This is a genomic window from Luteococcus sediminum (assembly GCF_054783495.1).
The window spans coordinates 18412-40204 of sequence record NZ_BAAGQL010000046.1 but is presented as its reverse complement, the minus strand read 5'-3'; the positions used below and the strand labels follow the sequence as shown (position 1 = coordinate 40204).

25 protein-coding genes and 2 pseudogenes are annotated in these 21793 nt (G+C 67.3%); 14 read left to right on the top strand and 13 right to left on the bottom strand.

Annotated elements, in window-relative coordinates; translation table 11 throughout:
• Positions 1 to 44: 44 nt before the first annotated feature.
• Positions 45 to 464 carry a pyrimidine dimer DNA glycosylase/endonuclease V gene (locus ACYVKA_RS14515; RefSeq protein ID WP_394275474.1) on the bottom strand — a complete coding sequence of 140 codons (420 nt, stop codon included), beginning with the start codon at positions 462 to 464 and terminating at the stop codon, positions 45 to 47.
• Positions 465 to 518: 54 nt separating this feature from the next.
• On the opposite strand from ACYVKA_RS14515, the gene ACYVKA_RS14510 reads away from it, so the two are divergent.
• Positions 519 to 791, top strand: a complete 273-nt coding sequence (locus tag ACYVKA_RS14510) for a DUF3253 domain-containing protein (protein ID WP_460706491.1) — start codon at positions 519 to 521, stop codon at positions 789 to 791.
• Positions 792 to 820: 29 nt separating this feature from the next.
• Positions 821 to 1192: a DoxX family protein gene (locus ACYVKA_RS14505; protein WP_394275472.1), complete on the top strand. Its 372-nt coding sequence runs from the start codon at positions 821 to 823 to the stop codon at positions 1190 to 1192.
• Positions 1193 to 1201: 9 nt separating this feature from the next.
• On the opposite strand, the gene ACYVKA_RS14500 is transcribed toward ACYVKA_RS14505, so the two are convergent.
• Positions 1202 to 1783, bottom strand: a complete 582-nt coding sequence (locus ACYVKA_RS14500) for a DNA-3-methyladenine glycosylase (RefSeq protein WP_460706489.1) — start codon at positions 1781 to 1783, stop codon at positions 1202 to 1204.
• Between the two features lie 59 nt (positions 1784 to 1842).
• Here ACYVKA_RS14500 and ACYVKA_RS14495 point away from each other — a divergent pair, with 59 nt between their 5' ends.
• Both ACYVKA_RS14495 and ACYVKA_RS14490 read left to right on the top strand, forming a co-directional pair.
• Positions 1843 to 2373 carry a DUF488 domain-containing protein gene (locus ACYVKA_RS14495; protein ID WP_460706487.1) on the top strand — a complete coding sequence of 177 codons (531 nt, stop codon included), beginning with the start codon at positions 1843 to 1845 and terminating at the stop codon, positions 2371 to 2373.
• 296 nt (positions 2374 to 2669) lie between these two features.
• Positions 2670 to 3290: a CGNR zinc finger domain-containing protein gene (locus ACYVKA_RS14490; protein ID WP_460706505.1), complete on the top strand. Its 621-nt coding sequence runs from the start codon at positions 2670 to 2672 to the stop codon at positions 3288 to 3290.
• Here ACYVKA_RS14490 and ACYVKA_RS14485 read toward each other — a convergent pair.
• The 3 genes from ACYVKA_RS14485 to ACYVKA_RS14475 all read right to left on the bottom strand — a co-directional run bounded on the left by ACYVKA_RS14485 (position 3280) and on the right by ACYVKA_RS14475 (position 5234).
• Entirely contained in the window at positions 3280 to 3621 is a 342-nt protein-coding gene (locus ACYVKA_RS14485) for a hypothetical protein (protein ID WP_460706485.1), read from the bottom strand. The genes ACYVKA_RS14490 and ACYVKA_RS14485 overlap by 11 nt on opposite strands.
• Positions 3622 to 3696: 75 nt before the next feature.
• The gene (locus ACYVKA_RS14480; RefSeq protein WP_460706484.1) at positions 3697 to 4161 is read right to left on the bottom strand and encodes a hypothetical protein; all 465 of its coding nucleotides are present in this window, start codon (positions 4159 to 4161) and stop codon (positions 3697 to 3699) included.
• Positions 4162 to 4658: 497 nt separating this feature from the next.
• Positions 4659 to 5234 carry a hypothetical protein gene (locus ACYVKA_RS14475; protein WP_460706482.1) on the bottom strand — a complete coding sequence of 192 codons (576 nt, stop codon included), beginning with the start codon at positions 5232 to 5234 and terminating at the stop codon, positions 4659 to 4661.
• Positions 5235 to 5461: 227 nt separating this feature from the next.
• Between ACYVKA_RS14475 and ACYVKA_RS14470 the strand changes: the two genes are divergently transcribed.
• The 3 genes and pseudogenes from ACYVKA_RS14470 to ACYVKA_RS14460 all read left to right on the top strand — a co-directional run bounded on the left by ACYVKA_RS14470 (position 5462) and on the right by ACYVKA_RS14460 (position 7355).
• Entirely contained in the window at positions 5462 to 5587 is a 126-nt protein-coding gene (locus tag ACYVKA_RS14470; protein WP_460706507.1) for a hypothetical protein, read from the top strand.
• A pseudogene (locus ACYVKA_RS14465) lies at positions 5584 to 6333 on the top strand (neutral/alkaline non-lysosomal ceramidase N-terminal domain-containing protein); the annotation flags it as partial. The gene ACYVKA_RS14470 and the pseudogene ACYVKA_RS14465, both read left to right, overlap by 4 nt.
• The gene (locus tag ACYVKA_RS14460) at positions 6303 to 7355 is read left to right on the top strand and encodes a neutral/alkaline non-lysosomal ceramidase C-terminal domain-containing protein (RefSeq protein ID WP_460706503.1); all 1053 of its coding nucleotides are present in this window, start codon (positions 6303 to 6305) and stop codon (positions 7353 to 7355) included. The pseudogene ACYVKA_RS14465 and the gene ACYVKA_RS14460, both read left to right, overlap by 31 nt.
• Before the next feature lie 23 nt (positions 7356 to 7378).
• On the opposite strand, the gene ACYVKA_RS14455 is transcribed toward ACYVKA_RS14460, so the two are convergent.
• On the bottom strand, positions 7379 to 8257 hold the full coding sequence (locus ACYVKA_RS14455) for an aldo/keto reductase (RefSeq protein WP_460706480.1): 879 nt from the start codon (positions 8255 to 8257) through the stop codon (positions 7379 to 7381).
• 95 nt (positions 8258 to 8352) lie between these two features.
• Between ACYVKA_RS14455 and ACYVKA_RS14450 the strand changes: the two genes are divergently transcribed.
• Positions 8353 to 8799 (top strand): helix-turn-helix domain-containing protein, encoded by a 447-nt coding sequence (locus tag ACYVKA_RS14450; protein ID WP_460706478.1) that lies wholly within the window; start codon positions 8353 to 8355, stop codon positions 8797 to 8799.
• A gap of 519 nt (positions 8800 to 9318) precedes the next feature.
• On the opposite strand, the gene ACYVKA_RS14445 is transcribed toward ACYVKA_RS14450, so the two are convergent.
• Positions 9319 to 10122, bottom strand: a complete 804-nt coding sequence (locus tag ACYVKA_RS14445) for an SDR family oxidoreductase (protein WP_460706476.1) — start codon at positions 10120 to 10122, stop codon at positions 9319 to 9321.
• A 101-nt stretch (positions 10123 to 10223) separates the two neighbouring features.
• Between ACYVKA_RS14445 and ACYVKA_RS14440 the strand changes: the two genes are divergently transcribed.
• Positions 10224 to 11066 (top strand): alpha/beta fold hydrolase, encoded by an 843-nt coding sequence (locus tag ACYVKA_RS14440; protein ID WP_460706474.1) that lies wholly within the window; start codon positions 10224 to 10226, stop codon positions 11064 to 11066.
• A gap of 20 nt (positions 11067 to 11086) precedes the next feature.
• On the opposite strand, the gene ACYVKA_RS14435 is transcribed toward ACYVKA_RS14440, so the two are convergent.
• Positions 11087 to 11743, bottom strand: coding sequence for a flavin reductase family protein (locus ACYVKA_RS14435; protein ID WP_460706472.1), 657 nt, complete (start codon positions 11741 to 11743; stop codon positions 11087 to 11089).
• Between the two features lie 237 nt (positions 11744 to 11980).
• Between ACYVKA_RS14435 and ACYVKA_RS14430 the strand changes: the two are divergent.
• Positions 11981 to 13454 (top strand): annotated as a pseudogene (locus ACYVKA_RS14430) (purine-cytosine permease family protein).
• A gap of 76 nt (positions 13455 to 13530) precedes the next feature.
• Positions 13531 to 14175 (top strand): GntR family transcriptional regulator, encoded by a 645-nt coding sequence (locus tag ACYVKA_RS14425; RefSeq protein WP_460706470.1) that lies wholly within the window; start codon positions 13531 to 13533, stop codon positions 14173 to 14175.
• Positions 14176 to 14193: 18 nt separating this feature from the next.
• On the opposite strand, the gene rbsK is transcribed toward ACYVKA_RS14425, so the two are convergent.
• Positions 14194 to 15093, bottom strand: a complete 900-nt coding sequence (rbsK, locus tag ACYVKA_RS14420) for a ribokinase (RefSeq protein WP_460706468.1) — start codon at positions 15091 to 15093, stop codon at positions 14194 to 14196.
• A gap of 60 nt (positions 15094 to 15153) precedes the next feature.
• On the opposite strand from rbsK, the gene pepT reads away from it, so the two are divergent.
• Positions 15154 to 16425, top strand: a complete 1272-nt coding sequence (gene pepT / locus ACYVKA_RS14415; protein WP_460706466.1) for a peptidase T — start codon at positions 15154 to 15156, stop codon at positions 16423 to 16425.
• A gap of 67 nt (positions 16426 to 16492) precedes the next feature.
• Positions 16493 to 16810: a hypothetical protein gene (locus ACYVKA_RS14410; RefSeq protein ID WP_460706464.1), complete on the top strand. Its 318-nt coding sequence runs from the start codon at positions 16493 to 16495 to the stop codon at positions 16808 to 16810.
• Positions 16811 to 16858: 48 nt separating this feature from the next.
• Here the strand turns inward: ACYVKA_RS14410 and ACYVKA_RS14405 are convergent, their stop codons facing one another.
• The 4 genes from ACYVKA_RS14405 to ACYVKA_RS14390 are packed head-to-tail and all read right to left on the bottom strand — an operon-like array spanning position 16859 to position 20595.
• Positions 16859 to 17578, bottom strand: a complete 720-nt coding sequence (locus ACYVKA_RS14405) for a glycosyltransferase family 2 protein (RefSeq protein ID WP_460706462.1) — start codon at positions 17576 to 17578, stop codon at positions 16859 to 16861.
• Complete coding sequence (locus ACYVKA_RS14400; RefSeq protein ID WP_460706460.1) at positions 17575 to 18984, bottom strand: PIG-L family deacetylase; 1410 nt, start codon at positions 18982 to 18984, stop codon at positions 17575 to 17577. Before ACYVKA_RS14400 ends, ACYVKA_RS14405 begins: the two co-directional genes overlap by 4 nt.
• Positions 18977 to 20035 (bottom strand): acyl-CoA dehydrogenase, encoded by a 1059-nt coding sequence (locus ACYVKA_RS14395; RefSeq protein WP_460706458.1) that lies wholly within the window; start codon positions 20033 to 20035, stop codon positions 18977 to 18979. Before ACYVKA_RS14395 ends, ACYVKA_RS14400 begins: the two co-directional genes overlap by 8 nt.
• A gap of 35 nt (positions 20036 to 20070) precedes the next feature.
• On the bottom strand, positions 20071 to 20595 hold the full coding sequence (locus tag ACYVKA_RS14390; RefSeq protein WP_460706456.1) for a DUF4334 domain-containing protein: 525 nt from the start codon (positions 20593 to 20595) through the stop codon (positions 20071 to 20073).
• A gap of 149 nt (positions 20596 to 20744) precedes the next feature.
• On the opposite strand from ACYVKA_RS14390, the gene ACYVKA_RS14385 reads away from it, so the two are divergent.
• Positions 20745 to 21671 carry a LysR family transcriptional regulator gene (locus ACYVKA_RS14385; RefSeq protein ID WP_460706454.1) on the top strand — a complete coding sequence of 309 codons (927 nt, stop codon included), beginning with the start codon at positions 20745 to 20747 and terminating at the stop codon, positions 21669 to 21671.
• The last annotated feature ends 122 nt before the right edge of the window (positions 21672 to 21793 follow it).

The window sequence follows — 21793 nt, the reverse complement described above, 5'->3', positions numbered from 1 at the left end:
TGATCCGACGACCACGGTTGATCTTGGAAGCGCCCGTCAGGTCCTCAAGGACGCTCCCAGTCCTCGATCCCGCCGTCGACGACGGTGAAGATCGGATGGGCTTCGACCGCACCGAGCCGCGGGAGCCAGTCGGGTTGGCGCGCAGCCACCTTGGCGCGCAGGTGCTCCATCTCGAAGTTGAGCTGACCACGGGTGACGTCAATCCTGATGGCAGGACCAGCGCAATTGATCTTGGAATGGTCGAAGTGGTAGCCGCGGGCATCCGCCTCCTGTGCGAGCCCCTGCAGCCACGCACCAATGGCCAGGCAGGGATCACTGGTGATCTTGAAACGGTCCAGCTGGGGATGGTTGCGATAGCCCTTGGTCTGACCGGCCAGCACCTTCTGGGCAAGCAGGCCCTCACGCCATCCCGCCACCAGTGCGGCCCGGTCGAGCAGGGCGGGGTCCAGGCTCCATAGTCGCATGGCACACAAAGCTAGCGTGCAGGCAGACTGGAGGCCACGACCACAGGAGGCCGCATGTCACTGTCCCGACCCTCGAATGCCCAGCTGGCGCAGGAGATCCTCGAGCTCCTGCAGCGGCGCCGCCCCGATGCCACCATCTGCCCGTCCGAGGTGGCGCGGCAGCACGGCGAGCAATGGCGCGAGCTGATGCCGCGGGTACGCGAGGCGGCCTCGCTCCTGGGACGGGACGGGCGCGTCGTCTCCACGCGCAAGGGGATCGTCGTGGAGGCCCAGGATCCGGGCGGACCGATCCGCTTGGGGCGGGGGCCCCGATTTCCTGCTGGCTAGGCCCGTCCCCCGCTGGCTAAGCTCGCGGCATGAGTGATGACGCTACCCGCAATGCCCACCTCCTCAGCGGCCTGTGCCTGTGCATGGGGCTACTGCACTTCGTCAAGCCGGAACCCTTCGACGGATTGATCCCGTCCAAGCTGCCGGGCAGCCCCCGCTTCTGGACCTTGGCCTCGGGCGTCGCCGAGATCGCAACCGGCACCCTGCTGGCAGTGCCGTCGACCCGTCGCCTTGGCGGACTTGCGGCGCAGGCACTGTTCGTCGGCGTCTTCCCCGGCAACCTCAAGATGGCCAAGGACTCGCGCGAGGCATCCCTTCCCGTGCGCGTGATCTCCCTGGCCCGACTTCCCCTGCAGGCCGACCTCATCCGACGCGCCAGGATGGTTTCCGGCCAGGAGTGACATGGGCCCTCAAATCTCGCGCACCCAGGGCTTGGAGACCCACGGATTGCCGCGCAGGTAGAACCGACGCACCGCGTCGACATTCTTGCTGATGCCGATACGTGTCGACATGACGACATCTTCCCTTTTCACGGGATCGCGTCTGACAAGGGTCAATGGCGGTTCGTCGAGGTCATGTCCGCGCATGGGCAAGGTGATGTCCATCGCCTTGCACAACTTCCCCGGGCCATTGGTGAGCTCGAAGCCGCCACGACCACGCCGCTGCTGCATCACGTCGAGGCCGGTGATGGGCTCGACGGCGCGGATCAGAACGCCACTGCCATGCCCCTCGAATCCGCACACGACATTCATGCAGTGGTGAATACCGTGGATGAGATAGACGTAGGCATGCCCGGCCGCCATGAACATGGCGTCGTTGCGCGCCGAGCGGCCATGGTGCGTGTGGCTGGCGGGATCATCCTGGTCATAGGCCTCGGTCTCGACGATCCGGGCCCGCAGCTGATGCCCGTCCAACTCACGGACCAGCTCACAGCCCAGCAGGCGCAGCGCCGCCTCCTCGGCCGAGACCTCGAGCCAGCTCCAGTCGCTCATCCGTGACCCCCGTTCTCGTGACCATGGCTTGTTCGGACGCCCCAGCCTAGGGTCGGGCCATGTCCATGATCCATACCATCGGCCATTCCACCCGACCGCTCGAGGAGCTCGTCGACCTCCTGGAGTCCTTCCAGGTGACGCACCTGGTCGACATCCGCACCGTGCCCGGGTCTCGCCACAACCCGCAGTACTCCGAGCGGGTACTGGCCGACGAGCTACCGGGCCTGGGCATCGACTACTGCCGCATGAAAGGGCTCGGCGGCCTGCGCAAGACCCAGAGGAACTCCCCCAACATGGGTTGGCGCAATGCGTCATTCCGCGGCTACGCCGACTACATGCAGACGGCGGAGTTCGCCACGGCCGTCGAGGAGCTCGCCGAGCTGGCACGAGCGCACTGCGTGGCCATCATGTGCGCTGAGGCCGTGCCGTGGCGCTGCCACCGCTCCATGGTGGGCGATGCGATGCTCGTGCGCGGCTTCGAGGTGCTCGACATCATGGGGCTCGGCAAGGCGACGCCCCACAAGCTGACCCGCTTCGCGGTCGTGGAGAGGACGCAGATCACCTACCCGCCTGAGCAGGACTCCCCCTGAAACCCAATCCCCGGCCGGGCCCTTCTTCCTCAGTCACTGACTGAAGCTGCCAGTTTGAGATCCGGGCAGGGATCGTCAGTGAGCAGCAGGACGTGGCGCCCGCCAGTCCCGTGGAGCTCAGCGGACACCTGAACCTATTCCTGACACCATGGGTGATCCTGCTTTTTGTCATGAAAAATTCATCCCTTCCACGCATGCTCGCTGAACACCGGTCGTGTAGCCAACAAGCCCCTCATGCTGCTTCTCGGAGTATTTGGGCGTTTTGCCTGTGATGATTTGTCAGATCATCGCTGGTGATGATGGACTCACCCTTGGGGGTAACAATGGACTGGACAGACATCGGAGGGCACCTCGCCCTGGATCTGATCAACACGGTTGAAATGCGCTTCGACCCAGGTCGCCGCAAGGACGGACTGGTCGACTTCATGGCGCTGCTGGACTGGTCCCAGACCTTCCACACCATCACGGCCAATAAAGTTTCTGCGCTTCGCCATAGCTGTGATCTCGACCCCGTCGAAGCCCAGGTCGAGCTGGTGCGCACCGCCGCCGCACGGGATGACTTCTACGCCATGCTCTTCGAGCGCAAACCCGCGGCCACGCAACGGATCGCGGATCTGTATCGGGAGGCGGTGGCGGGGTGCGAGTTGCGTCCGTCCGGGGATGCCTGGGAGTGGGTGGACAGCGACCTGACCCTGGCGACCCCGAGGCATCGGGTGGTGCGACAGATGGTGGGCTTCCTGCAGCGTGATGACCTCGACCATCTGGACCAGTGCGAGGATGCGCGGTGCGGCCGGGTCTATCTGGACCATTCACCGCGACGGAATCGTCGCTGGTGCGTTTCCAGCGAGTGTGGTGATCGCAACCGTTCGCGCGCCTACTACCAGCGCCAGAAGCGCAGTGGGCGGGTCAGCGGCTGATTCGGTTCGTGGGGGCCTTGCTGGGAAGGCATTCCTGCCATCCCAGGATCTTCATGCGGGAGTCGCGGGCTGCTTCCACGACGCGCTCGGCACATTCGTCGATGTCGTCTCGTCCGTGGGAGAGGATGTGGATTCCGTCGTCGAGTCGTCGCATGTGCGAGCTCCCGACCAGGAGTGTTTCCCCGTCGACGAGGGCTTCGGCGCTGAGGGCGCCCCAGAGACGGTGCATGCGCGACTTGGGGCGCAGGTGGACTCGTAGTTCGGCGACGCCGATCGGCCACTGACGGGACGTGTCGCCGCGCTCGGCGCCATGTGGTCCCGTGCTGGTCATGGGTAAACACTAGGGGCGAGAGCCCTGCGCGCCTAGTTCTTCCTTGTCGGACGGCTTTTGGGTGGGTCGCGGGACTCACCGGGTGACGACGGAGACCAGTTCACCGACCTCGACGGACCTGGTGGCCTCGCGGGGCATCTGCACCACTCCCGACTGACCCAGGACGCTCCAGGCAACATTCCACGTGGTGGTCGCGGTCACCTCATGGGTTCCCGCCGTGGTCCACGTGTGACCACAGGAGGGAGATTCATCCATGGGATCGGCGCTGTCGGGGCGGGCTTCACTGGTGGTGCAGGTGACCGTGGTTCCATCGCCGGTGCTGATCACCGTGGGGCCCGGCGTGGCGACCAGTTGGACGGTGATCCCCTGCTGGGTGACCGAATTGTCGATCTGCCCAGGCCCATCGGTCCAAAACCACACGGGAAGACCCACTGCGAGCATGTTCCACTCGTTCTGGCTGGGCTCGGGCCCCAGGTGAATCGTCGGCTCGGGAAGCTGCACGTCGGTGACGGCTTGGCTGACCACCGTGTAGATGTCCACCTGAGGCTGTCTCGGCGCCTGTGGCTGCGCAGCCCCGGGACCGGCCGGCTTCCCCTGACCGGGCAGCGCCCACGGAAGTCCCACCGGAGGGGTGTAGCCCGGAAGCTCCTCCAGACCACACACCCCAATGCCGCTGACGCACGCCTCATTGACATAAGAGGTGCCATATTGCGCGCCAATCCGGTTGCTGAGCTCGGCCACGGAGGCGCCAGCGCCTTGGACAGGGATTAGGAAAGTGGGGCCCAAGACCCTTGGTCGCTGCGATGCGCGGGGCGAGCTTGCGACAGTTCCCAGCCCTTGGCTCGCCGACGGACGTCGGCTTCGCGAGGAATCGGATCCAGTTCTCACCGTGGAAGTCTTAGTTGCGTTGATCTCTACACCTGAGAACCCCATATCAATAGAGAAGTCCCCCTCATCCGCACTGGCTTCGCAATATGCGCCGATACCAATCGACCCGAAGAGGGCAATTAGAAGTAAACCAACCCCTGTCCCCGGTCTCATATGGGACACACCTCGACCTTCTTGGCTTGGACATTGAAAGCTAGGAGCTGGCTACCCTTTCGATGGAAGAATATCTCCTTGTAGGCGAGAACACCCCGCCCCCTAAATTCCTGCGTACTAGGATCGACGACATCTACGCCTCGCGAATCTACACAGATTCTGATACTCGCAACAGATCCATACCTCGACACGCCAAGATTTGGTGCAACCTTTAGGAGTGTTGAAGACTGCCCCTTACCTGGGACCATCCCCTCCAGTCGACTCTTAGCGACGCCCTGCTGAACTGCATTCTTGTGCGATCCCGTGATGTACTTGTCCATCTCCTTGGGCAGTGTGTCACTCGGATACTGCGCTGCCTCGAACTTCTGCATCTCCTTGAAGTAGGCCGTGTAGACCCCCACAGCCTCAAGGTAGAGCGGGTCCTGGCTCGGGTCTGGCGAACTGCTCGCCATCGGCGTCGACGGCACCGTGCTCGGCGTCACCGTGGCGGCTGGCTGCTCAGGACCACCGCTGCATCCCGTCACCAACACCAACCCGACCGCCACGCCGGTCACCACTGCGCGAACACCCATCTCGTCCCCCTTTGGACATCGGACCAGTTCACGATGCACCGACACAGGGCGTTATGCCAAGCGTGTGAATCGCGCCTCGGCGACGAGAAATCCCGAACCCCCAACCAGGGCAGAGATCCCCACGTTCAAAGATTCAGTCACCCTGAATACGTGACTGTCACCGCGCCCCCCGGGGCGGCTAGGGTCGCCGGGCATCACTCGGGCGAAAACTGACTCGGAGGATCCTCATGCCCATGCTGTCTCGCCGTGCCTTCACGCAGTCGGTCGCAGCGGGGGCTGCCACCGTCGCGGCGGGCCCCACCCTCGTCACCAATTCCCCCACAGCCCGCGTGGCAGAGGCCCGGGCCACCTGATCGGCACCGGCATCCATGACATCACCGGCGCCATCGCCCAGACCGGAGCCTTCGGCTATGCCGCCGGCCAGGAGATGGACGGGCTGCACCAGCGGCTCTACGCCCACGCCTTCATCTTCGGCAGCCTCGACGGCAGTTCCCGCATCGTCTTCGTCAGCGTCGACCTCGGAGCCGTCTTCCAGTCGGTGAAGATGGCCGTCGTCGCCAAGCTGGCAAGCCGTTTCGGCTCGCTCTACACCGACGACAACGTCCTGCTCCCGGCCACCCACACCCATGTGGGCAGCGCCGGACACTCGCACGACAAGCTGTACCAGATCGCCTCGAATGACGGCGCCGGATACGGCTACGACCAGTGCAACTTCACCGCCGCCAACGGCACGCCGCGCGGACTGCTGAACTGGTTCGCCATCCACCCCACCAGCATGGAGTTCACCCAGATCAGCGGTGACAACAAGGGCCACGCCCAGTACTTCTTCGAGCAGCAGATGGGCTCGAGGCCCACCGACCGTCGCCCCTTCATCGCCGCCTTCGCCCAGTGCGACGAGGGCGACGTGGTCAGCAGCCACGGCAATGCCTTCTCCTCCCCCGGATACCAGGGCAGCTCCGACAAGTTCGCCAATGCCGAGGTGGACGGCAGCCGCCAGCTCGCCAAGGCCCAGGATCTCTTCGACACCCCGGGCACCCAGCTGGCCGGACCGGTCGACGTGCGTGGCCGCTGGATCAACTTCGCCGACTACACCGTCGGGGCGAAGTTCGCCGGGGGCACCGCGCAGAAGCTTCCCCGCCGGCCCGTGGCTGGTCCTTCGCCGTCGGCGCCGAGAATGGTCCGTCGGACATCCCTGGCCTCTACGAGGGCACGACGCAGGGGTCCTTCTCGCCGAGCAGCGCGGCACCCGACGGCCCCGTCACCTTCGCGGGATCGCTGGTGCGGATGGCCTTCGCCACCGCCAACAACTTCCTCGGCTCCCATGATCCTGCGCAGACGGAGAAGGCCATCCTGCTGCCGACGGTCAAGCTGGGTTGGGCGCCCCTGCAGGTGCAGGTGATGGGCATCGGCAGCCTGGCGATCGTCACGGTCCCCGGCGAAGCCACCACGATGGCGGGGCGACGGATCCGTCGCGTGGTGCTCGACGCGCTGACCGGGACAGGCGTCACCACCGCCGTCATCGCCGGCCTGTCGAACCAGTACCTGGGCTACACCGCCACCCGTGAGGAGTACGCGATGCAGCACTACGAGGGCGCCTCCACCGAGTTCGGCCCGCACCAGCTCGGAGCCCTCCTGCAGGAGTACGAGGCCCTGGCCACCGGTCTTCGCACCGGCCAGCCGACCCCGGGCGTCGCACCCCGCAGGTCCGGTTCGACGCCGCCGTCACGGCCCGGCGTCGTGCTCGACGACAAGCCGCCGGCCCAGCAATTCGGCCACGTCCCGGTGCAGCCCGAGACCAGCTACACGGCCGGGCAGAGCGTCTCGGCGGTCTTCCGCGGCGGGCACCCCAAGAACGACCTGCGCACCATGGGCACCTTCCTGACGGTGCAGCGTCGTGATGGGGAACGCTGGGTGGACGTGCTGGACGACCACGACTGGGACACCTCCTACACGTGGAAGCGCGAGGGGGCGTCCTACTCGCGCTGCACCGTCACGTGGCGGATCCGTCGTGGCACGAGGCCCGGCACCTACCGCCTGGTGCAGACCAGCGACTGGAAGAACGGCTGGGATGGCACGATCAGCCAGCACCGCGGGGTGACCAAGGAGTTCACCGTCGCCTGAGTCGCACGGGACCTTCCCGGCACTCAGACCTGACCGTCGTAGCCCTGCCCGACCTGCCACCAGCGATCCTCGATGGCCGCCAACTGTTCGTCGGGCAGGGCACCCTTCCCGACGGTGGCGGCGGCCTTCTCCAGGTTCTTGATCTTGGAGGTGCCCATGATCGCCACGTCGACACCGGGAGCGAAGACGCTGAAGCGCAGCGCGGTCTCCAGGGGATCGTCGCCGAGGTCGTAGCGCAGCTCCTGCAGGCGGTCCCAGTAGACCTCGCCGTAGACGCCGTCGGGGCGAGCCTGGTACTTCCATGCGGCATTGGCGATCGGCCGCTTGGCGATGACGCCCAGGCCACGCTCGGTGGCCAGCGGCAGGGCGTGGTGGAGGCTCCACTGGTCGGCGATGTTCACCGAGGTCTCGATCGAGGCGAAGCGTTCGGACTCGATGGCAGCCACCAAGGAGTCGTTCTCGCCGGAGTAGGCGGCGAAGCGCACCTTGCCGGCAGCGACGAGTTCGTCGAGCGTGTCGGCGAGGCTGCCGTCGGACAGGTACTGCTTGTCGGGCGAGTGCAGGTGCAGCACGTCGATGCGGTCGGTCTGCAGGCGTTCGAGGGACCGCTCGACGCTGGCTCGGATGTTGGCCGGGGTCCAGTCCTCGGTGCCGGGAACGTCGTGGCCGCACTTGCTGGACAGCACGTACTCGTCGCGGCGGTGCTTCAGGTGACGGCCGATGCGCTCCTCAGAGAGCCCGTAGCAGTCGGCGGTGTCAATGAGCGTGATTCCCAGGTCGAGCACGCGGTTGAGGACGCGGCCCGCCTCGGTGTCGTCGAGGTCGCTGGCGCCGACCTGCCCGGCGCCCAGGCCGAGCTTGGTGACGGTCAGTCCGGTGTTGCCGAAAGTGGTGGTCTGCATGGGGCCAGCCTAGGAGCAGATGTGACAGATCCACCCAAAGCGTGTTTCACTTGTTTCAACTGTTACAGATGTTTCAGTTACCAGCGAGGGGGAGCATGATGGCGACGACACTTCGCAGCGTTGAGGTCGACAGGACCGAAGTCTCGACCGTTCGCAACGCACTCGCAGGCCTTCCAGACGGATCCCCTCTGTTGATCGCTTTCGAGGGCATCCTGGATGCCGCCGAACGAGGAGAGGACATCACCGTCTTTGCGACTGACAAGGACCTGACCACGACACAGGTCGCGAACCTGCTCAAAGTCAGCCGCCCCTTCGTCACCAAGCTCATGACCGAAGGCCTGCTCGCGTCCCACTTGGTTGGCAGTCATCGCCGTTGCACCATGAGCGACGTTCTGGACTACATCGACCGCCATGAACGGACGAAGGCCGACTTCACCCGTGCAACCCGGGCACCACGCGCGGCCCAGCAGGACCTCGTGGATCACCACGCGCCGCTCTCCGACTCTGCGATCGCGGAAGTGGAGGCTCTCGGCTTCAACTGAAGTCGGGATGATCGGCACCCCGCCGGAAGATCGAGAGAACCTCGGCCACCCGAGGCTTGCGCTCCTCACAGGCAGGGCACACCGGACCGTCCGGCATCTGCTCAACCGGCAGCCGTGCAACCACGTTCGTTCGCTCCGTCGCGCACTGGAGCGACCCCAATGTACTTTTCGACCTCTCTGGGGAGCTCATCCGTCGGAATTCTTGCAGCCTCGAACTTCTCCATCTCCCAGAAATATGCCTCGTGGACCGCCCCGGCCTCCAGGTGGAGTGGGTCCTCGCTTGGGTCGGGCGAACTGCTCGCAACCGGGAGCCGGCGGGACCGTGCTCTGCGTCCTCGAAGGCGCCGGCTGTCCAGAACCACCGCTGCACCCGACCACCAGCACCAACCCGACCACCCAGGCGGCCACCGTCTCGACCAGATCCTTCTCGACCCCTTTGTCATCAGACCAGTTCACGCTGCACCATCGTCCTGCGTCATTCCAAGCGTGTGCGTGCCGTCCCGCGGCTGCAGACTGTCCTCAGCGCCAGCCGTGGTGGTCCAGGTGCGCACTGCCCTGCGGACCCATCAGCAGGATCCCGCCATCGACCACCTGCGAGGTGCCGGTGATGTAGGAGGCCTGGGGTGAGGCGAGGAAGGCGACCAGGGCGGCCACCTCTTCTGGGTCGCCGGGGCGTCCGACGGGGATGCCGGGGCGTTCGACGGTCTCGACGTCGACGCCCTCCATGTCGTTCATCGGCGTCGCGATCTGGCCGGGAGCGACGCAGTTGGCGGTGATCCCCAGATGGGCCAGCTCCATCGCGATGGTCTTCACCAGGCCGCCGATGGCGTGCTTGGAGGTGGAGTAGCAGGCACCGCCGATGCTGGGCAGGTGCTCGTGGACGCTGGTGACCGCGATGAGCCGGCCACCGCGGCCGGCCGCGACCATGTGGCGGGCTGCGGCCTGCAGGGTGACGAAGGTGCCGTCGAGGTTGGTCGACATGGTGGCGCGCCAGTCCTCGGCCGTGGTGTCGACGAAACGGTCTCCGGCGCCCATGCCGGCATTGGCGACGAAGACGTCACACCCGCCCAGCTCGTCGATCAGCTCGGTGACGATGCCCCCGGCGCGGTCGAACTCACTGGTGTCGAGCTGCCTGACCACGGCCCGGCGGCCCAGCGCCTCCACTTCACGCGCCACGTCCAGGGCTCCCTGCTCGTTGTCATGCCAGGTGATGGCGACGTCGAGCCCCGCCCGGGCCAGGGCCAGCGCACTGGCCCGGCCGATGCCAGAGCTGGATCCGGTGACGATGGCATGCCGGGGCTCGAAACTGGCTCGGTGGAACACGGGATCTCCTGTGGGCTTGGGGCGGACTCAGGCCATGGTCGCGCATGGGGTGCGGGAGGGCCACCTAGCCATGGGGCAGACCGCCGGTTCACAATGGCTGCATGACCTCCACCCGCCTGGCCCAGTTCACCCGCGACGGGCTCACCTTCCACGTCACCGACCAAGGTCCGCTCGAAGGCCCGCCGGTGGTCCTGCTGCACGGCTTCCCGCAGGACCGGTCGTCGTGGAGGAAGGTGCTCCCGGCGCTCAACGATGCAGGGTTGCGGACCCTCACCTTCGACCAGCGCGGCTACGACCGTTCGGCGACGCCCCTGCGCATCAACGAATACGCCCTGGACGAGCTGACCGCCGACGTCCTCGCCCTCGCCGATGCGGCTGGCCTGGACCGTTTCCACCTCGTCGGGCACGACTGGGGCGGTGGCGTCGCCTGGCACCTCGCGGCGACCGCACCCGAGCGCCTCGCTTCGTTGACCGTTCTCAGTACCCCGCACCCTGCCGCGATGAGCCGCGCCTTCCGCGCCGGCGACCAGGCCCGGCGCAGCTGGTACATGGCCGCTTTCCAGGTGCCGCGCCTGCCTGAGGTCCTGCTCAGCCGCAACTTCACCCGGTTCATGGCGAAGGCGGGCCTGTCCGGACCCGAGGCGCGCCGTTATGCCGAACGATTCCGCACGCCGGACAGCCTGCGGGGGCCGATCAACTGGTACCGCGCCCTGAACCCGCTTCACGGCGCGCGCAACAGCCTCGGCACCGTTGGCGACTCGACCGTCCCCACCACCTACATCTGGGGATCCCGCGACGTCGCCCTCGGCCGCGACGCCGCCGAGGGCACCGCCAACCACGTCACCGCCGACTACCGCTTCGTCGAGCTCGATGCCAGCCACTGGCTGCCGGAGGAGTGCCCTGCTGAGGTTGCCGAGGAGATCGTGAAAGGCGTTGACCTCTGACCCTGTGGATGGGCCTCACCTCAGCTGGGCGCCCCCTCCAAACCGTCTGCAGCGATGCCTGAAGCCCCGGGGATGCGCATCTCGAAAGTGTCCTTGACCACCGTGTAGTCGTAGTAACCCATGCGCGCAATGGGCTGGATCCTGGCGTAGTCAAGCTTGCCGTCGGGGGTCAGATAATCGTCATTGACGTGGATGCGCTCAACGGAGGCGTAGACGACGTCGATGGTGCCGACATTGGAATTTCCCACGAGCCGGTGCGTGGACATGAACTTGCACTCGAAGTGTGCGGGACTGTCAGCGACCATCGGGGTTCCGGAGAGATCGGCGTAAGCTCTGCGCAGGCCGGCCTTCTCGAACTCGCTCTCTTCCGGCGGCAGCGCCATGGCGGAAATGTTCACTGCCTCACGAAGATCCCAGGTGGCCATGTTCCAGACGAACCAGCCAGTCTTCTCCGCGTTGATGACCGTGTCCTTGCGACGGCCGTCGGGGTACCCATTGGCTGCGAACATGACCATTGGTGGATCGAAGGTGAGGTTCTGCCACTGGCTGTAGGGGGCCAGGTTCTCGACTCCGTCGGGACTGATGCTGGAGAGCCATCCGATTGGCCGGGGCACCGTGCACGCCTTGAACGGCGAATACGGCAGGGGATTCTTCTCTGTGGGCGGGTTGTACTTCACGACAGGTCCTCCAGTGCGGGTGCATCGCCACGAGCGCGGGGCGCCTCGTTGCGCCGGTCAACTCTTCCATTACTCAGTATGCGTCTGATATACCGGTTGCACAACAGCTCGCTCTGGCGGATGCACAGTGGCACCGCCCGGACCCCGCCCCATCCCGGGGCCGTGCCCACGTCCACACGACGGTGGCCTCTCATTCGACACCTCAGCGCGCGACGTTGCACGCAGAAGGAGACTCCGATGACCTCCGCCCCACCTGGAACTGTCCCCGCACCGAGCTTCGACGCCGCTGGATCCGCGCCGCACGGCGTCGAGAAGCGTTCGATCGAGATGGTCCCGGACTCAGAGCGTCACGGGAAGCCTTTCAGCCAGTTCACGCTGTGGTTCGGCGCCAACCTGCAGATCACCGCCATCGTCAATGGCGCCCTGGCCGTCGTGTTCGGAGCAGATGCGCTGTGGGCCATCATCGGCGTGCTCATCGGCCAGGTGATCGGTGCCGGCATCATGGCCCTGCACTCGGTGCAGGGGCCAGTCCTGGGCCTGCCGCAGATGATCGGCTCGCGCGCCCAGTTCGGTGTCCATGGGGCCGCTCTGCCCTTGGTGCTGGTCCTGATCCTCTGCCTCGGATTTGGAGCGACCGGCACCGTGCTGTCAGGACAGGCGATCAACACCATCCTGGGTCGGCCCGAGCGATGGATTGGGATTGCGATCTTCGCCACCATCACCGGTGTGATATCGCTGTTCGGGTACCGGGTCATCCACGGCTTGAGGCGCTTCTCGTCGGTCGTCGGAATCGTCGGACTGGCCTACGCCGCGATTCGTCTGTTCCAGACCCACTCATTCACCGACGAGCTGGCCAGCTCCGCCTTCGAACTTGTCCCCTTCATCCTCGCCATCTCCCTGGGCGCAGGATGGCACCTCACATTCGCACCCTATTCCGGTGACTATTCCCGCTACCTACCCCGGGACACAAATCTGAAGCACGCCTGGTTTGGCGTGTTTCATGGGCGCCCTCATGGGCGGATCGATCTCGATGATCCTGGGTGTCCTCATTGCCACCGCCGGACAGGACGACTTTCTCCACAACCAGGTCGGCTACATCGGTGGGCTTGCCTCGAACCGCGCACTCACCATCCTGCTGCTGGTGACGATCGTCATTGGGAAACTGACGGCCAACACCCTGAGCGCCTACGGCGGCGTCATGGCCATCGCGACCGCCGCCTCGGGCTTCACCGGCACCGATGACTTCCCACCCGTCGTCCGGAACGTGGTCGTCGTCGCCTTCAACATTGCCGTCGCCGGCATCGCCCTGTGGGCCTCCGCGGACTTCCTCCAGGCTTTCAAGAACTTCGTGCTCTCGCTGCTGCTCTTCTTCATCCCGTGGTCCATGATCAACCTGATCAACTTCTACTTCCACGCGCGAAGCAAGGTGGACATCCCTGCCCTCTACACCGACCGCGGACGCTACGGCGCAGTGCACTGGCCCACGATCGCGGTCTACCTCATTGGGGTCGCGGCGCAGATCCCCTTCATGGCCCAAGCGCTCTACACCGGACCGCTGACCAAGGAGTTGGGTGGGGTCGACATCTCATGGGTCGTCGGCATCGTGGTCACGGCCGCGCTCTACTTCCCCGTCGGAAAGAACGCCTTCGACTACCCGGCGACTATGATCTACCCAGACCACGATCCGCGAACAGCACGCTCCCACGGCTGATCTTCGCGCGCTCGCTTCGGCACAGGAACGCGGCTGACATCTCCCCCCTAGAATCAGGGCACTCGAAGGGAGCCCCGTGAACCAGACCATGTCCAAGCTTGCCCACGAACAGCTGGAGAGAATGATCGTGACGCAAGAGATCGAGCCGGGCGTCCTCATCTCCGAGAGCGCACTCATGGACCGGACCGGATTCGGGCGAACGCCCATCAGGGAGGCGCTTCAGCACCTGGCCCGCGACCGGATGGTCGAGATCCACCCCAACAAGGGCGTCCTCATTCCACCGGCATCGGTCGAGAGCCAGCTGCAGATGCTCGAAGTTCGTCGACCTCTCGAAGCCTTGGCGGCGCGACTGGCCTGTGCCCGGGCCGACGACAACGCCACAGCGGACATGGCTGCCATTCGCGACATCCTGCAGGGCGGCATCACCAACGCCGCCGACTACTTGACCATCCTGCACAGAGTGCAGACCACGCTGCTGCGTGCAGCCACCAACGCCTACCTCACCAACGCCATAGCGCCACTCCACGGCCTCACCCGCCGCTTCTGGTACTCCCACCTGACTGACGCCAGCCACGAGATTGCCATCGGCTCCCAGCTCTATGCACGGCTGTTCACGGCCATCCTGGATGGCGACGCGACCAGAGCCGAGAGCACCGCCAACGAACTCAACGACTACTTGGTCAACTTCACGTACTCCACGTTGAAGCGCCCCGGCAGCTGAGATCGGGATACCGGGCCCTCAGCCCTCGAACTCCCCCGCGGCCGCATACGAGGTCTGGGTGCCGCGCCGGGTGACGGAGTCGGCGGCATAGGCATTGGCGCGCCGCAAGGCCTCCAGCGGCTCCAGCCCGGCGACCAGGCCGTGGGCGAAGCAGCCGATGAAGGCATCCCCGGCACCGGTTGAGTCGACCGCCTCCACCTGCACGGGCTCGACATGCTGCACGCCCGAGGCCGAGGCCCAGAGCACGCCGCGCTCCCCCAGGGTCACCACCACATTGCGCATTCCCTCCACCACCAGGCCTTCGGCGGCCGCGGTGATCTCCTCGACGGTCTCGATAGGAGCGCCGGTGAGCAGCGCCAGCTCCGACTCGTTGGGGACGAACCAGTCCACACCAATGATCCGCGAGTGGTCCAGCTCCGGCGCGGCCGGCGCCGGGTTGAGCAGCACGGGGATGTCTAGTTCCCGACCAAGGTCAACTGCGTGGTGGACCGTCTCCAACGGCACCTCCAGCTGCAGCACGATCAACTTGCACCGGGCGATGTCGTCGCGGGCCGCGTCCACGTCGGCGGGGGTGAGCAGGTCATTGGCGCCCTTGACGATGACGATGGAATTGCGGCCCTGCTCGTCGACGAAGATCGGGGCCACCCCGGACGGCCCCGGTGTCGACAGCACGTGCGAGGTGTCGATGCCGTTGTCACGGAAGTTGCGCACGGTGTTCTCGGCGAAGACGTCATCGCCCATCCGCGTGAGCATCAACACCGACGCGCCCAACCGGCTCGCGGCGACGGCCTGATTGGCGCCCTTGCCGCCACAGCCCATCACGAAGTCACTGCCCGCCAGCGTCTCCCCGATCTGGGGCATCCGGGCGGTGTAGGTGACCAGGTCGACCATGTTCGATCCGATGACGGCGATGTCCATGACGCCAGCCTGCCACGCCTCACTAGGCTGGACGCGTCCACAGGAGGAGCCGTGCCACCGATGAACCCCACCCAGACCGCCCTGGCCACCCGATTCCTGCGCTACAGCGCGATCAGCTCGCAGTCGGACGCCTCGCAGACCACCGTGCCCACTTCGCCCGGGCAGCGGGAGCTGGCCGAGCTGCTGGCCGACGAGCTGCGGACGGCCGGCGCCCAGGACGTGCACCTGTCACCGACCGCGGTGCTCACCGCCCGCATCCCCGCCCGGCTGCCCGACGGCCACGCACCCGTCCCCGCCGTGGGCTTCTGTGTCCACCTGGACACGGTCGACGTGGACCTGTCCCCAGAGGTGCACGCCCGACTGGTGGACTTCGACGGCTCCAACATCTGCCTCAATGAGGAGCTGGACCTCTGGCTGCGCCCCGACGAGCACCCCGAACTGTTGCCGTACCTCGGTGACCGGCTGCTGGTCACCGACGGCACGAGCGTGCTGGGCGCCGACGACAAGGCCGGGATTGCCTCGGTGATGGAGGCCGTCGTCCGCCTGCTCGACGACCCGACGGCCGTCCACGGAGACGTCCACCTGGCGATCGTCCCCGATGAGGAGATCGGGCTTCGCGGGGTCCGGACCCTCGACCTGCAACGCTTCCCCGTCGACTACGCCTGGACGCTGGACTCCTGCGAGATCGGCGAGGCGGTGTGGCAGACCTTCAATGCCGCCGAGGCCACGATCCGCGTCCAGGGCGTCAGCGCCCACCCGATGAGCGCCAAGGGTGTGCTGGTGAATCCCATCCTGGTGGCACATGACATCGTCGCCCAGTTCGACCGGCTGGAAACGCCCGAGCACACCGACGGCACCGACGGCTACGTGTGGGTCACCGACGTGGACGGCAACCAGTCCAGCTGCACGCTGCAGCTCAACATCCGCGACCACGGCCTGGAGCGCTTCGAGCAGCGCAAGCGGGCCATCGCCGAGGCGGTCGAGAAGGCCCGCACCGAGCACCCCCGGGCGACGATCACCCTGGAGACCAGCGACGTCTACGGCAACATCAATGACGCCGTCACCGACGCCAATCGCGCGGGCATCGACCTGATGCTGCAGGCCATGGACTCGCTCGGACTCACGCCGAAGCCACTGGCGATGAGGGGCGGCACCGACGGCTCCTGGCTGAGCCGGCAGGGCATCCTGACCCCCAACTTCTTCACCGGCGCCCACAACTTCCACTCGATCCACGAGTTCCTGCCAATGGCCAGTTTCGAGGCCAGCCACCGGCTGGTCCTGGCGCTCATCCGGCTCGTGGCGACGCAGGAATCCCAGCCAGTGGGACGGTAGCTGAAGGACTGGTGAACCTCCGGCCTGCACGGGGCCGATCGGTGAATTGTCGGGATATGAACAGGGCATGAGTATGCGCGCCGTCGAGAATGCCCGCCTGACCTATCGCAGGGCGATCTTCGGGCGCGGCACCCTGACGATGCACCTGGGCCGCAAGACCTTCGAGCTGACCCGCTGGACCCAGGCGCAGCGGGCTGCCCACGAGGAGCGCCAGCGCCACGAGCCGGTGCTGCTGTGCCGCCGCGAGGGCAAGAACTACTGGCAGTTCCAGGCACGCATCTACAGCGAGAACGAGGGCCTGGCCCCCGAACAGATCCGAGTGCTGCTGCTGGCCCGCACCCGTCGCCGCGAGCTGGAGATCGATCGCGCCGCACGCGTCGCCTGAGTTCCCGTCGAGGACGGCCCAGCCGGGGCTGACTCAGCCGAGTCCAATTCAGTCCAGGCCGTCGGTGAGCTCGCGCAGGAATCCCCCGAAACCGCCCGGGACACGGTTGTCGCGGCGGCTCGAGGTGAGCACCCGGTGGGCATCGGTGGCGCGCACCTCCACCCCGGCGGCGCGACAACGCTCCACCAGCAGCACGTCCTCGTGGGTGCGCAGCTGCCCGAAGCCACCGACCATCCGCCAGACGCTGACCCACAGGCCCAGGTTGGCGCCGTGGACGTGACCGTGCCCCTCCCCCAGCTCATGGCGCTGCCACCAGGCCGCCAGCATCGGCAGCTCGCCACCGTCGGGCTCCACGGTGCCCACCACCACCTGCGCACCCGCAGCCGCCATCGCGAGCTGGCTGGTGATCCAGTGCCCCGGCACCTGCGAATCGGCATCGGTGGTGGCCAACCACACCTCGTCGGCGGGCCACCCCACGCCGTCGAGCAGCCGCAGCCCCTCCGCGACGGCCGCGTCCCGGGCGGCCCCCACGGCCCTGGCCGTCGACTCCACCACGGCCACCCCCCGGCTGCGCGCCACCTCCGCGGTCTGGTCGGTGCAGGCATCCGCACAGACCACCACCCGGCAGCGGGCATCGGGCCGTTCGATCAGGAGCAGCTCCCGGGCGCGGGCCACCGACTCCAGGCAGCGCCCCAGCAGCTCCTGCTCGTCGTGGGCAGGAATCGCGACCACCACCAGCGGTCCGCCGGCCCCGTGCGCTGGGCTCACACGAGGCCCTCGGCCGTCGCGGGAGACTCGGCGCTGGACCACGCCTCCACCAGCACGTCCGGATCCTCATAGCGGGCCCAGCGGGGAAGTCCGACGACGGCGTCGACCAGCTCGTGCACCAGCGGGCCATCGAGCGGGATCCCCTGTGTGGGGTGTCGCCAGTCGGCCAGCACCAGCTCGGCATCATCCGTCATCCGGTCGCGGACCGTGCGGACCAGGGCCAACAGCTCGCTGGGGCGCAGGAAGTAGCCCAGCTCCGAGATGACGACACAGTCGAAGCGACCCTCGGGGAGCCCGTCGGGGACGGCGGCATGCACCCAGTCGACGCCCTCGATCCCCCGGCGATGGGCCACCTCCAGCGCCCTTCCACTGACGTCGAGCGCGGTCACGGCCTCGGAGCGGCGAACCAGCTCGGCGGTGAGCAGGCCTGTCCCGCAGCCCAGTTCGAGCACGTGTCGGTACTCGGGACGGCGCAGAATCCCCAGCACCAGCGCACGGCGGCGGCGCTCGTACCAGGACTCCTCCCAGCCCCACGGGTCGTCGCCGGCCTCGTACATCTCGTCGAAGGTGCCGGCTCGTGACGCCTCATCGCCCGGCGTGGGACGCCAGCTGCTGAAGAAGACCTCGAAGGCCCGACGGGCCCGCGCGACCACCTCTGGCGTGACGACCGGCCCGTGGTGGGCTCCCGGGCCGAGCCCGGTCTGCTGCGAGGGGTAGAGCTCCAGGGCGCGGTGCTTCGCGCGCACCGCATCGGGCCCCGGCTCGACGAGCACGGCCGCGGTGGTGAGGTGCTCGCGCACCTGCTCGGGTCGGTTCCAGTGCCACCACCAGACGGGGTAGTGCAGGCAGGCGGTGCTGATGCCACTGGCGCCGTTGCGACGGGCGGCCTCGCGGGCGACGCGCCCGACGGCATCGTGGTCGGGGTGCCCGTCCTCGGTCCAGGGCGCCAGCAGCAGGGTGCCGGGACGAAGGTGCTCGAGCACCGCGTCGAGGAGGGCCTCCTCGTGGTCGGCGACCTGCCCGTCGGGCAGCCCGAGCAGGGTGCGCCGCACCCCGGCCCCTGCCAGTGCGTCGGTGGCAGCCTCCCATTCGGCACGCCGCTGGGCTGCGAGGTCTTCGCTGGACCAGACGGGGGAGTCGGGGTGGGACCTCTCGCCGACGGTGGCGAGCAGGAAATGGACCGCGAGACCAGTGGCCGCCAGCGCGGCGATGGTGGCGCCGGCGCCGATCGTCTCGTCGTCGGGATGTGCGGCGAGCACCAGGAGCCGCTCGATGCCCTCCAGCGGCAACTCGTCAGCGAGGACGGCGGGAACCTTTCCCCACACCGGGTGGGAGAACCACTCGTCCTCACGGGTTCCCTGCTCTTCATGGGTGAAGACAGGTTCCACCTCGACGGGATCAGCCATCTGCGTCCCCGTGACTCCTGACGTCGAGGAGCTGGCATCCGATGGCGGCCAGATCCCGCTCGGCGTGGTGCTGGCGGATGTAGAGGGTGAGGTCGGCCACTCGCGCGGTGTGCTCGGGATCCATGGCCAGCGGCGCCGGGCCGCTGCCGTGGCCCACCTGGCGAAGGACCTCCTCGGCGGCCTCGGCGACCACCGCCCGGGCCCGGGCGGCCAACAGGGCGGCGCGTCCCTCGGCGGCCGCGCGATCCGTGGCGAGCTCGTCGGCCACCTGGCGCAGCACCGCCAAGGCCGAGCTGAGCGCCCGGTCGCAGGCGCCCAGGTGCATCAGCGCGATCTGGTCGGGTTCGCGCCGGCGCGCCGCGGCAAGCAGCTGGCCGGCGACGGCCGCGGCGCCGCCGAACCAGACCGCGGCCACCCCGACGCCGCCCCAGGCGAAGCCAGGACGGTCCAGGTAGAAGCCGGGAGCGCCCACCGGATGGGCGGTGGCGTCGTCGAGGGTGATCGTGGCCGTCTCGATCTCCACCAGCCCGCGGGGGTGCCAGTCGGCGAGGTCTGCCTGCACTCCTTGCTGGTGCAGGGGGAGGGCGAAGAGCTGGCCGCCGTCGGGGCCCTGGGCCGTGACCAGGGCATGGGTCACCTGGCGCGCGAGAGAGCACCACGGCTTGCGGCCGTCGAGGCGCCAGCTGCCATCACCGCGCTGGCTGGCCGTCAGCCCCATGCCGGGGGCGTTGGCGGCGTAGACGCCCCAGGTGGCACCGTCACCGGCGTTGATATCGGCGGGCCGGATCCCTGCCTGGTGGAGGATCGCGACGGCATCGAGGTGGGGTTCGGCAGCCCGGGCCAAGGTCAGGTCGGAGGAACCCAGGGTGGCAAGCAACTGAAGGTAGGGCCACAGCCCGTCCTCGAGGCCCTGGGCGAGGTGACGGTGCTGGTGGGCCAGCACGAGGCCCCGGCTCACCGGGGTGCCTGCCTCGCCCAGCCGCCCCAGGTCCCGCCGCAGCCCCGGCAGCATCCACTCGTCGCCGCACCAAACTGGTCGAAGTGTGTCCATGCGCACAACGGTAGTCTCCCGCGCCCGATCGTCCTTCATTCCCGGTGCAGCAGGAAGAAGCAGGGTTTGTCCAGGCCGCGCATGTCCATCAGGCCGAGCAGGGTGTCGTCGTCGATCCGACGCAGGTGGTCGATGATCGGCAGGTCGTCGTAGACCATCGCGGTGCTGGTGCGGCCCCGGTGCTCCACCATGCGCAGGCGGGCCCGGGGGCGCCGGGTACGCGCCAGCGGCAGCAGCCACCGGCCCAGGTGGACGTGCCCCGCCCTGCGCACCAGGCGAGGGAAGGCCATGGCCACCGTCACCGGCATCAGCCACGGATTGAGGCAGATCCTGCCCACGCGGGTGTCGAAGACCAGCGGGTCGACGTCCTCACCGCCGCGAAACCGCTTGCCGTGCCAGCCATAGGCGGCCAGCAGGCCGTCGAAGGCACTGCCGGTGGCCAGCTCCTCACCGCGCCAGGCGCCCAGAACGTCTTCCGCAGCCACCGGGGCGAGCTCGTCGAAGACGGCCAGCGCATCGGTGGTGTCGGCCTCGGCCAGTCGGGTCAGCACGGTGCTCATGGGTCCATCTTCTTGCGGACACGGGACTTGGGCCAGTACCGACACCGGCCGGACAGGCAGTATGCAGGGTGGGTGCACCGACGCCATCCGTGCTCCTGAGAGACTGGCCACACCACAAGAGCCCTACCCAGTGCCCGAAAGGACCCTTCGTGCTCGACATCCGACGACTGCAGGTGCTGGCGGCCCTCGAGAACTCCAACACCATGACCTCGGCCGCGGCCCACCTGCACATGACCCCCTCGGCGGTCAGCCAGCAGATCGCCGCCCTGGAGCGCGAGGTGGACATGGCGCTGCTGGACCGCAGCGGCCGGCGGGTCCGGCTCAACGCCGCCGGACGGCTACTGATCGACCAGTACCACCGCATCCACGCGGTGATGGAGGAAACCGAGGCCTGTTTGGAGCAGCTGCGCACCGAGGTGAGCGGTGAACTGACCATCAGCACCTTCCCCAGCTTCTGCTCCACGATCCTTCCCGAGGCGCTGATGCAGCTGCGCCGCGCCCACCCCCAGCTGCGCACCCAGGTGCTGGACATGGAGCCACTGGAGAGCATCGAAGGGTTGCGCAGCGGGGCCGTCGACGTCGCCGTCGTCGACGACATCAGCCCCGGTTCGCTCGAGGGCGTCGACATCACCGAACTGTGGCGCGACGAGATCGTGCTGTGCCTGCCGCCCGACCGGGAGGACCTGTCCACCCAGGTCGGCCTGGCTGACTTCGCCGACGAGCACTGGATCCTCGACAGCGTCGATGCCAGCTTCACCGACTTCCTGCGCCAGACCTGCCGCGATGCCGGCTTCGAGCCCGACGTGGTGGCCCACTGCAGCAACCTGACTGCGGCGCTGGGGCTGGTGCGTGCCGGTTTCGGGGCCACCCTGATCAGCGAACTGAACCTGGGCCGGGAGACCACCGATGTCACGGTGCGGCGCCTCGACCCGCCGATCAGCCGCAACCACCGCATCCTGACGCGTAGCTCGAACCGTAACTCACCAGCGATCGCGGCGACCAGGCGCCAGCTGCAGGTGGCGGCGGGCGCCCGTCCTGGGGGTCAGCCGAAGCTGACAGCAACGAAGAATCGTTAAGGGCCCCTTCACCGGATCTTCCAATCTTCGACAAAGAATTCATCGTTTCCACCTTCTGGCGCCAAATCTTCCGGGATAGCCTGGCTGGGCCCAACGACGGAAGACCCGTCGCATCCGGGGCT

What these genes read in the sequence shown, in the direction of transcription:
- ACYVKA_RS14515 (WP_394275474.1), bottom strand. Translation starts at nt 464, where the DNA reads ATGCGACTATGGAGCCTGGACCCCGCCCTGCTCGACCGGGCCGCACTG.
- ACYVKA_RS14510 (WP_460706491.1), top strand. Translation starts at nt 519, where the DNA reads ATGTCACTGTCCCGACCCTCGAATGCCCAGCTGGCGCAGGAGATCCTC.
- ACYVKA_RS14505 (WP_394275472.1), top strand. Translation starts at nt 821, where the DNA reads ATGAGTGATGACGCTACCCGCAATGCCCACCTCCTCAGCGGCCTGTGC.
- ACYVKA_RS14500 (WP_460706489.1), bottom strand. Translation starts at nt 1,783, where the DNA reads ATGAGCGACTGGAGCTGGCTCGAGGTCTCGGCCGAGGAGGCGGCGCTG.
- ACYVKA_RS14495 (WP_460706487.1), top strand. Translation starts at nt 1,843, where the DNA reads ATGTCCATGATCCATACCATCGGCCATTCCACCCGACCGCTCGAGGAG.
- ACYVKA_RS14490 (WP_460706505.1), top strand. Translation starts at nt 2,670, where the DNA reads ATGATGGACTCACCCTTGGGGGTAACAATGGACTGGACAGACATCGGA.
- ACYVKA_RS14485 (WP_460706485.1), bottom strand. Translation starts at nt 3,621, where the DNA reads ATGACCAGCACGGGACCACATGGCGCCGAGCGCGGCGACACGTCCCGT.
- ACYVKA_RS14475 (WP_460706482.1), bottom strand. Translation starts at nt 5,234, where the DNA reads ATGGGTGTTCGCGCAGTGGTGACCGGCGTGGCGGTCGGGTTGGTGTTG.
- ACYVKA_RS14470 (WP_460706507.1), top strand. Translation starts at nt 5,462, where the DNA reads ATGCCCATGCTGTCTCGCCGTGCCTTCACGCAGTCGGTCGCAGCGGGG.
- ACYVKA_RS14455 (WP_460706480.1), bottom strand. Translation starts at nt 8,257, where the DNA reads ATGCAGACCACCACTTTCGGCAACACCGGACTGACCGTCACCAAGCTC.
- ACYVKA_RS14450 (WP_460706478.1), top strand. Translation starts at nt 8,353, where the DNA reads ATGATGGCGACGACACTTCGCAGCGTTGAGGTCGACAGGACCGAAGTC.
- ACYVKA_RS14440 (WP_460706474.1), top strand. Translation starts at nt 10,224, where the DNA reads ATGACCTCCACCCGCCTGGCCCAGTTCACCCGCGACGGGCTCACCTTC.
- rbsK (WP_460706468.1), bottom strand. Translation starts at nt 15,093, where the DNA reads ATGGACATCGCCGTCATCGGATCGAACATGGTCGACCTGGTCACCTAC.
- pepT (WP_460706466.1), top strand. Translation starts at nt 15,154, where the DNA reads ATGAACCCCACCCAGACCGCCCTGGCCACCCGATTCCTGCGCTACAGC.
- ACYVKA_RS14410 (WP_460706464.1), top strand. Translation starts at nt 16,493, where the DNA reads ATGAGTATGCGCGCCGTCGAGAATGCCCGCCTGACCTATCGCAGGGCG.
- ACYVKA_RS14400 (WP_460706460.1), bottom strand. Translation starts at nt 18,984, where the DNA reads ATGGCTGATCCCGTCGAGGTGGAACCTGTCTTCACCCATGAAGAGCAG.
- ACYVKA_RS14395 (WP_460706458.1), bottom strand. Translation starts at nt 20,035, where the DNA reads ATGGACACACTTCGACCAGTTTGGTGCGGCGACGAGTGGATGCTGCCG.
- ACYVKA_RS14390 (WP_460706456.1), bottom strand. Translation starts at nt 20,595, where the DNA reads ATGAGCACCGTGCTGACCCGACTGGCCGAGGCCGACACCACCGATGCG.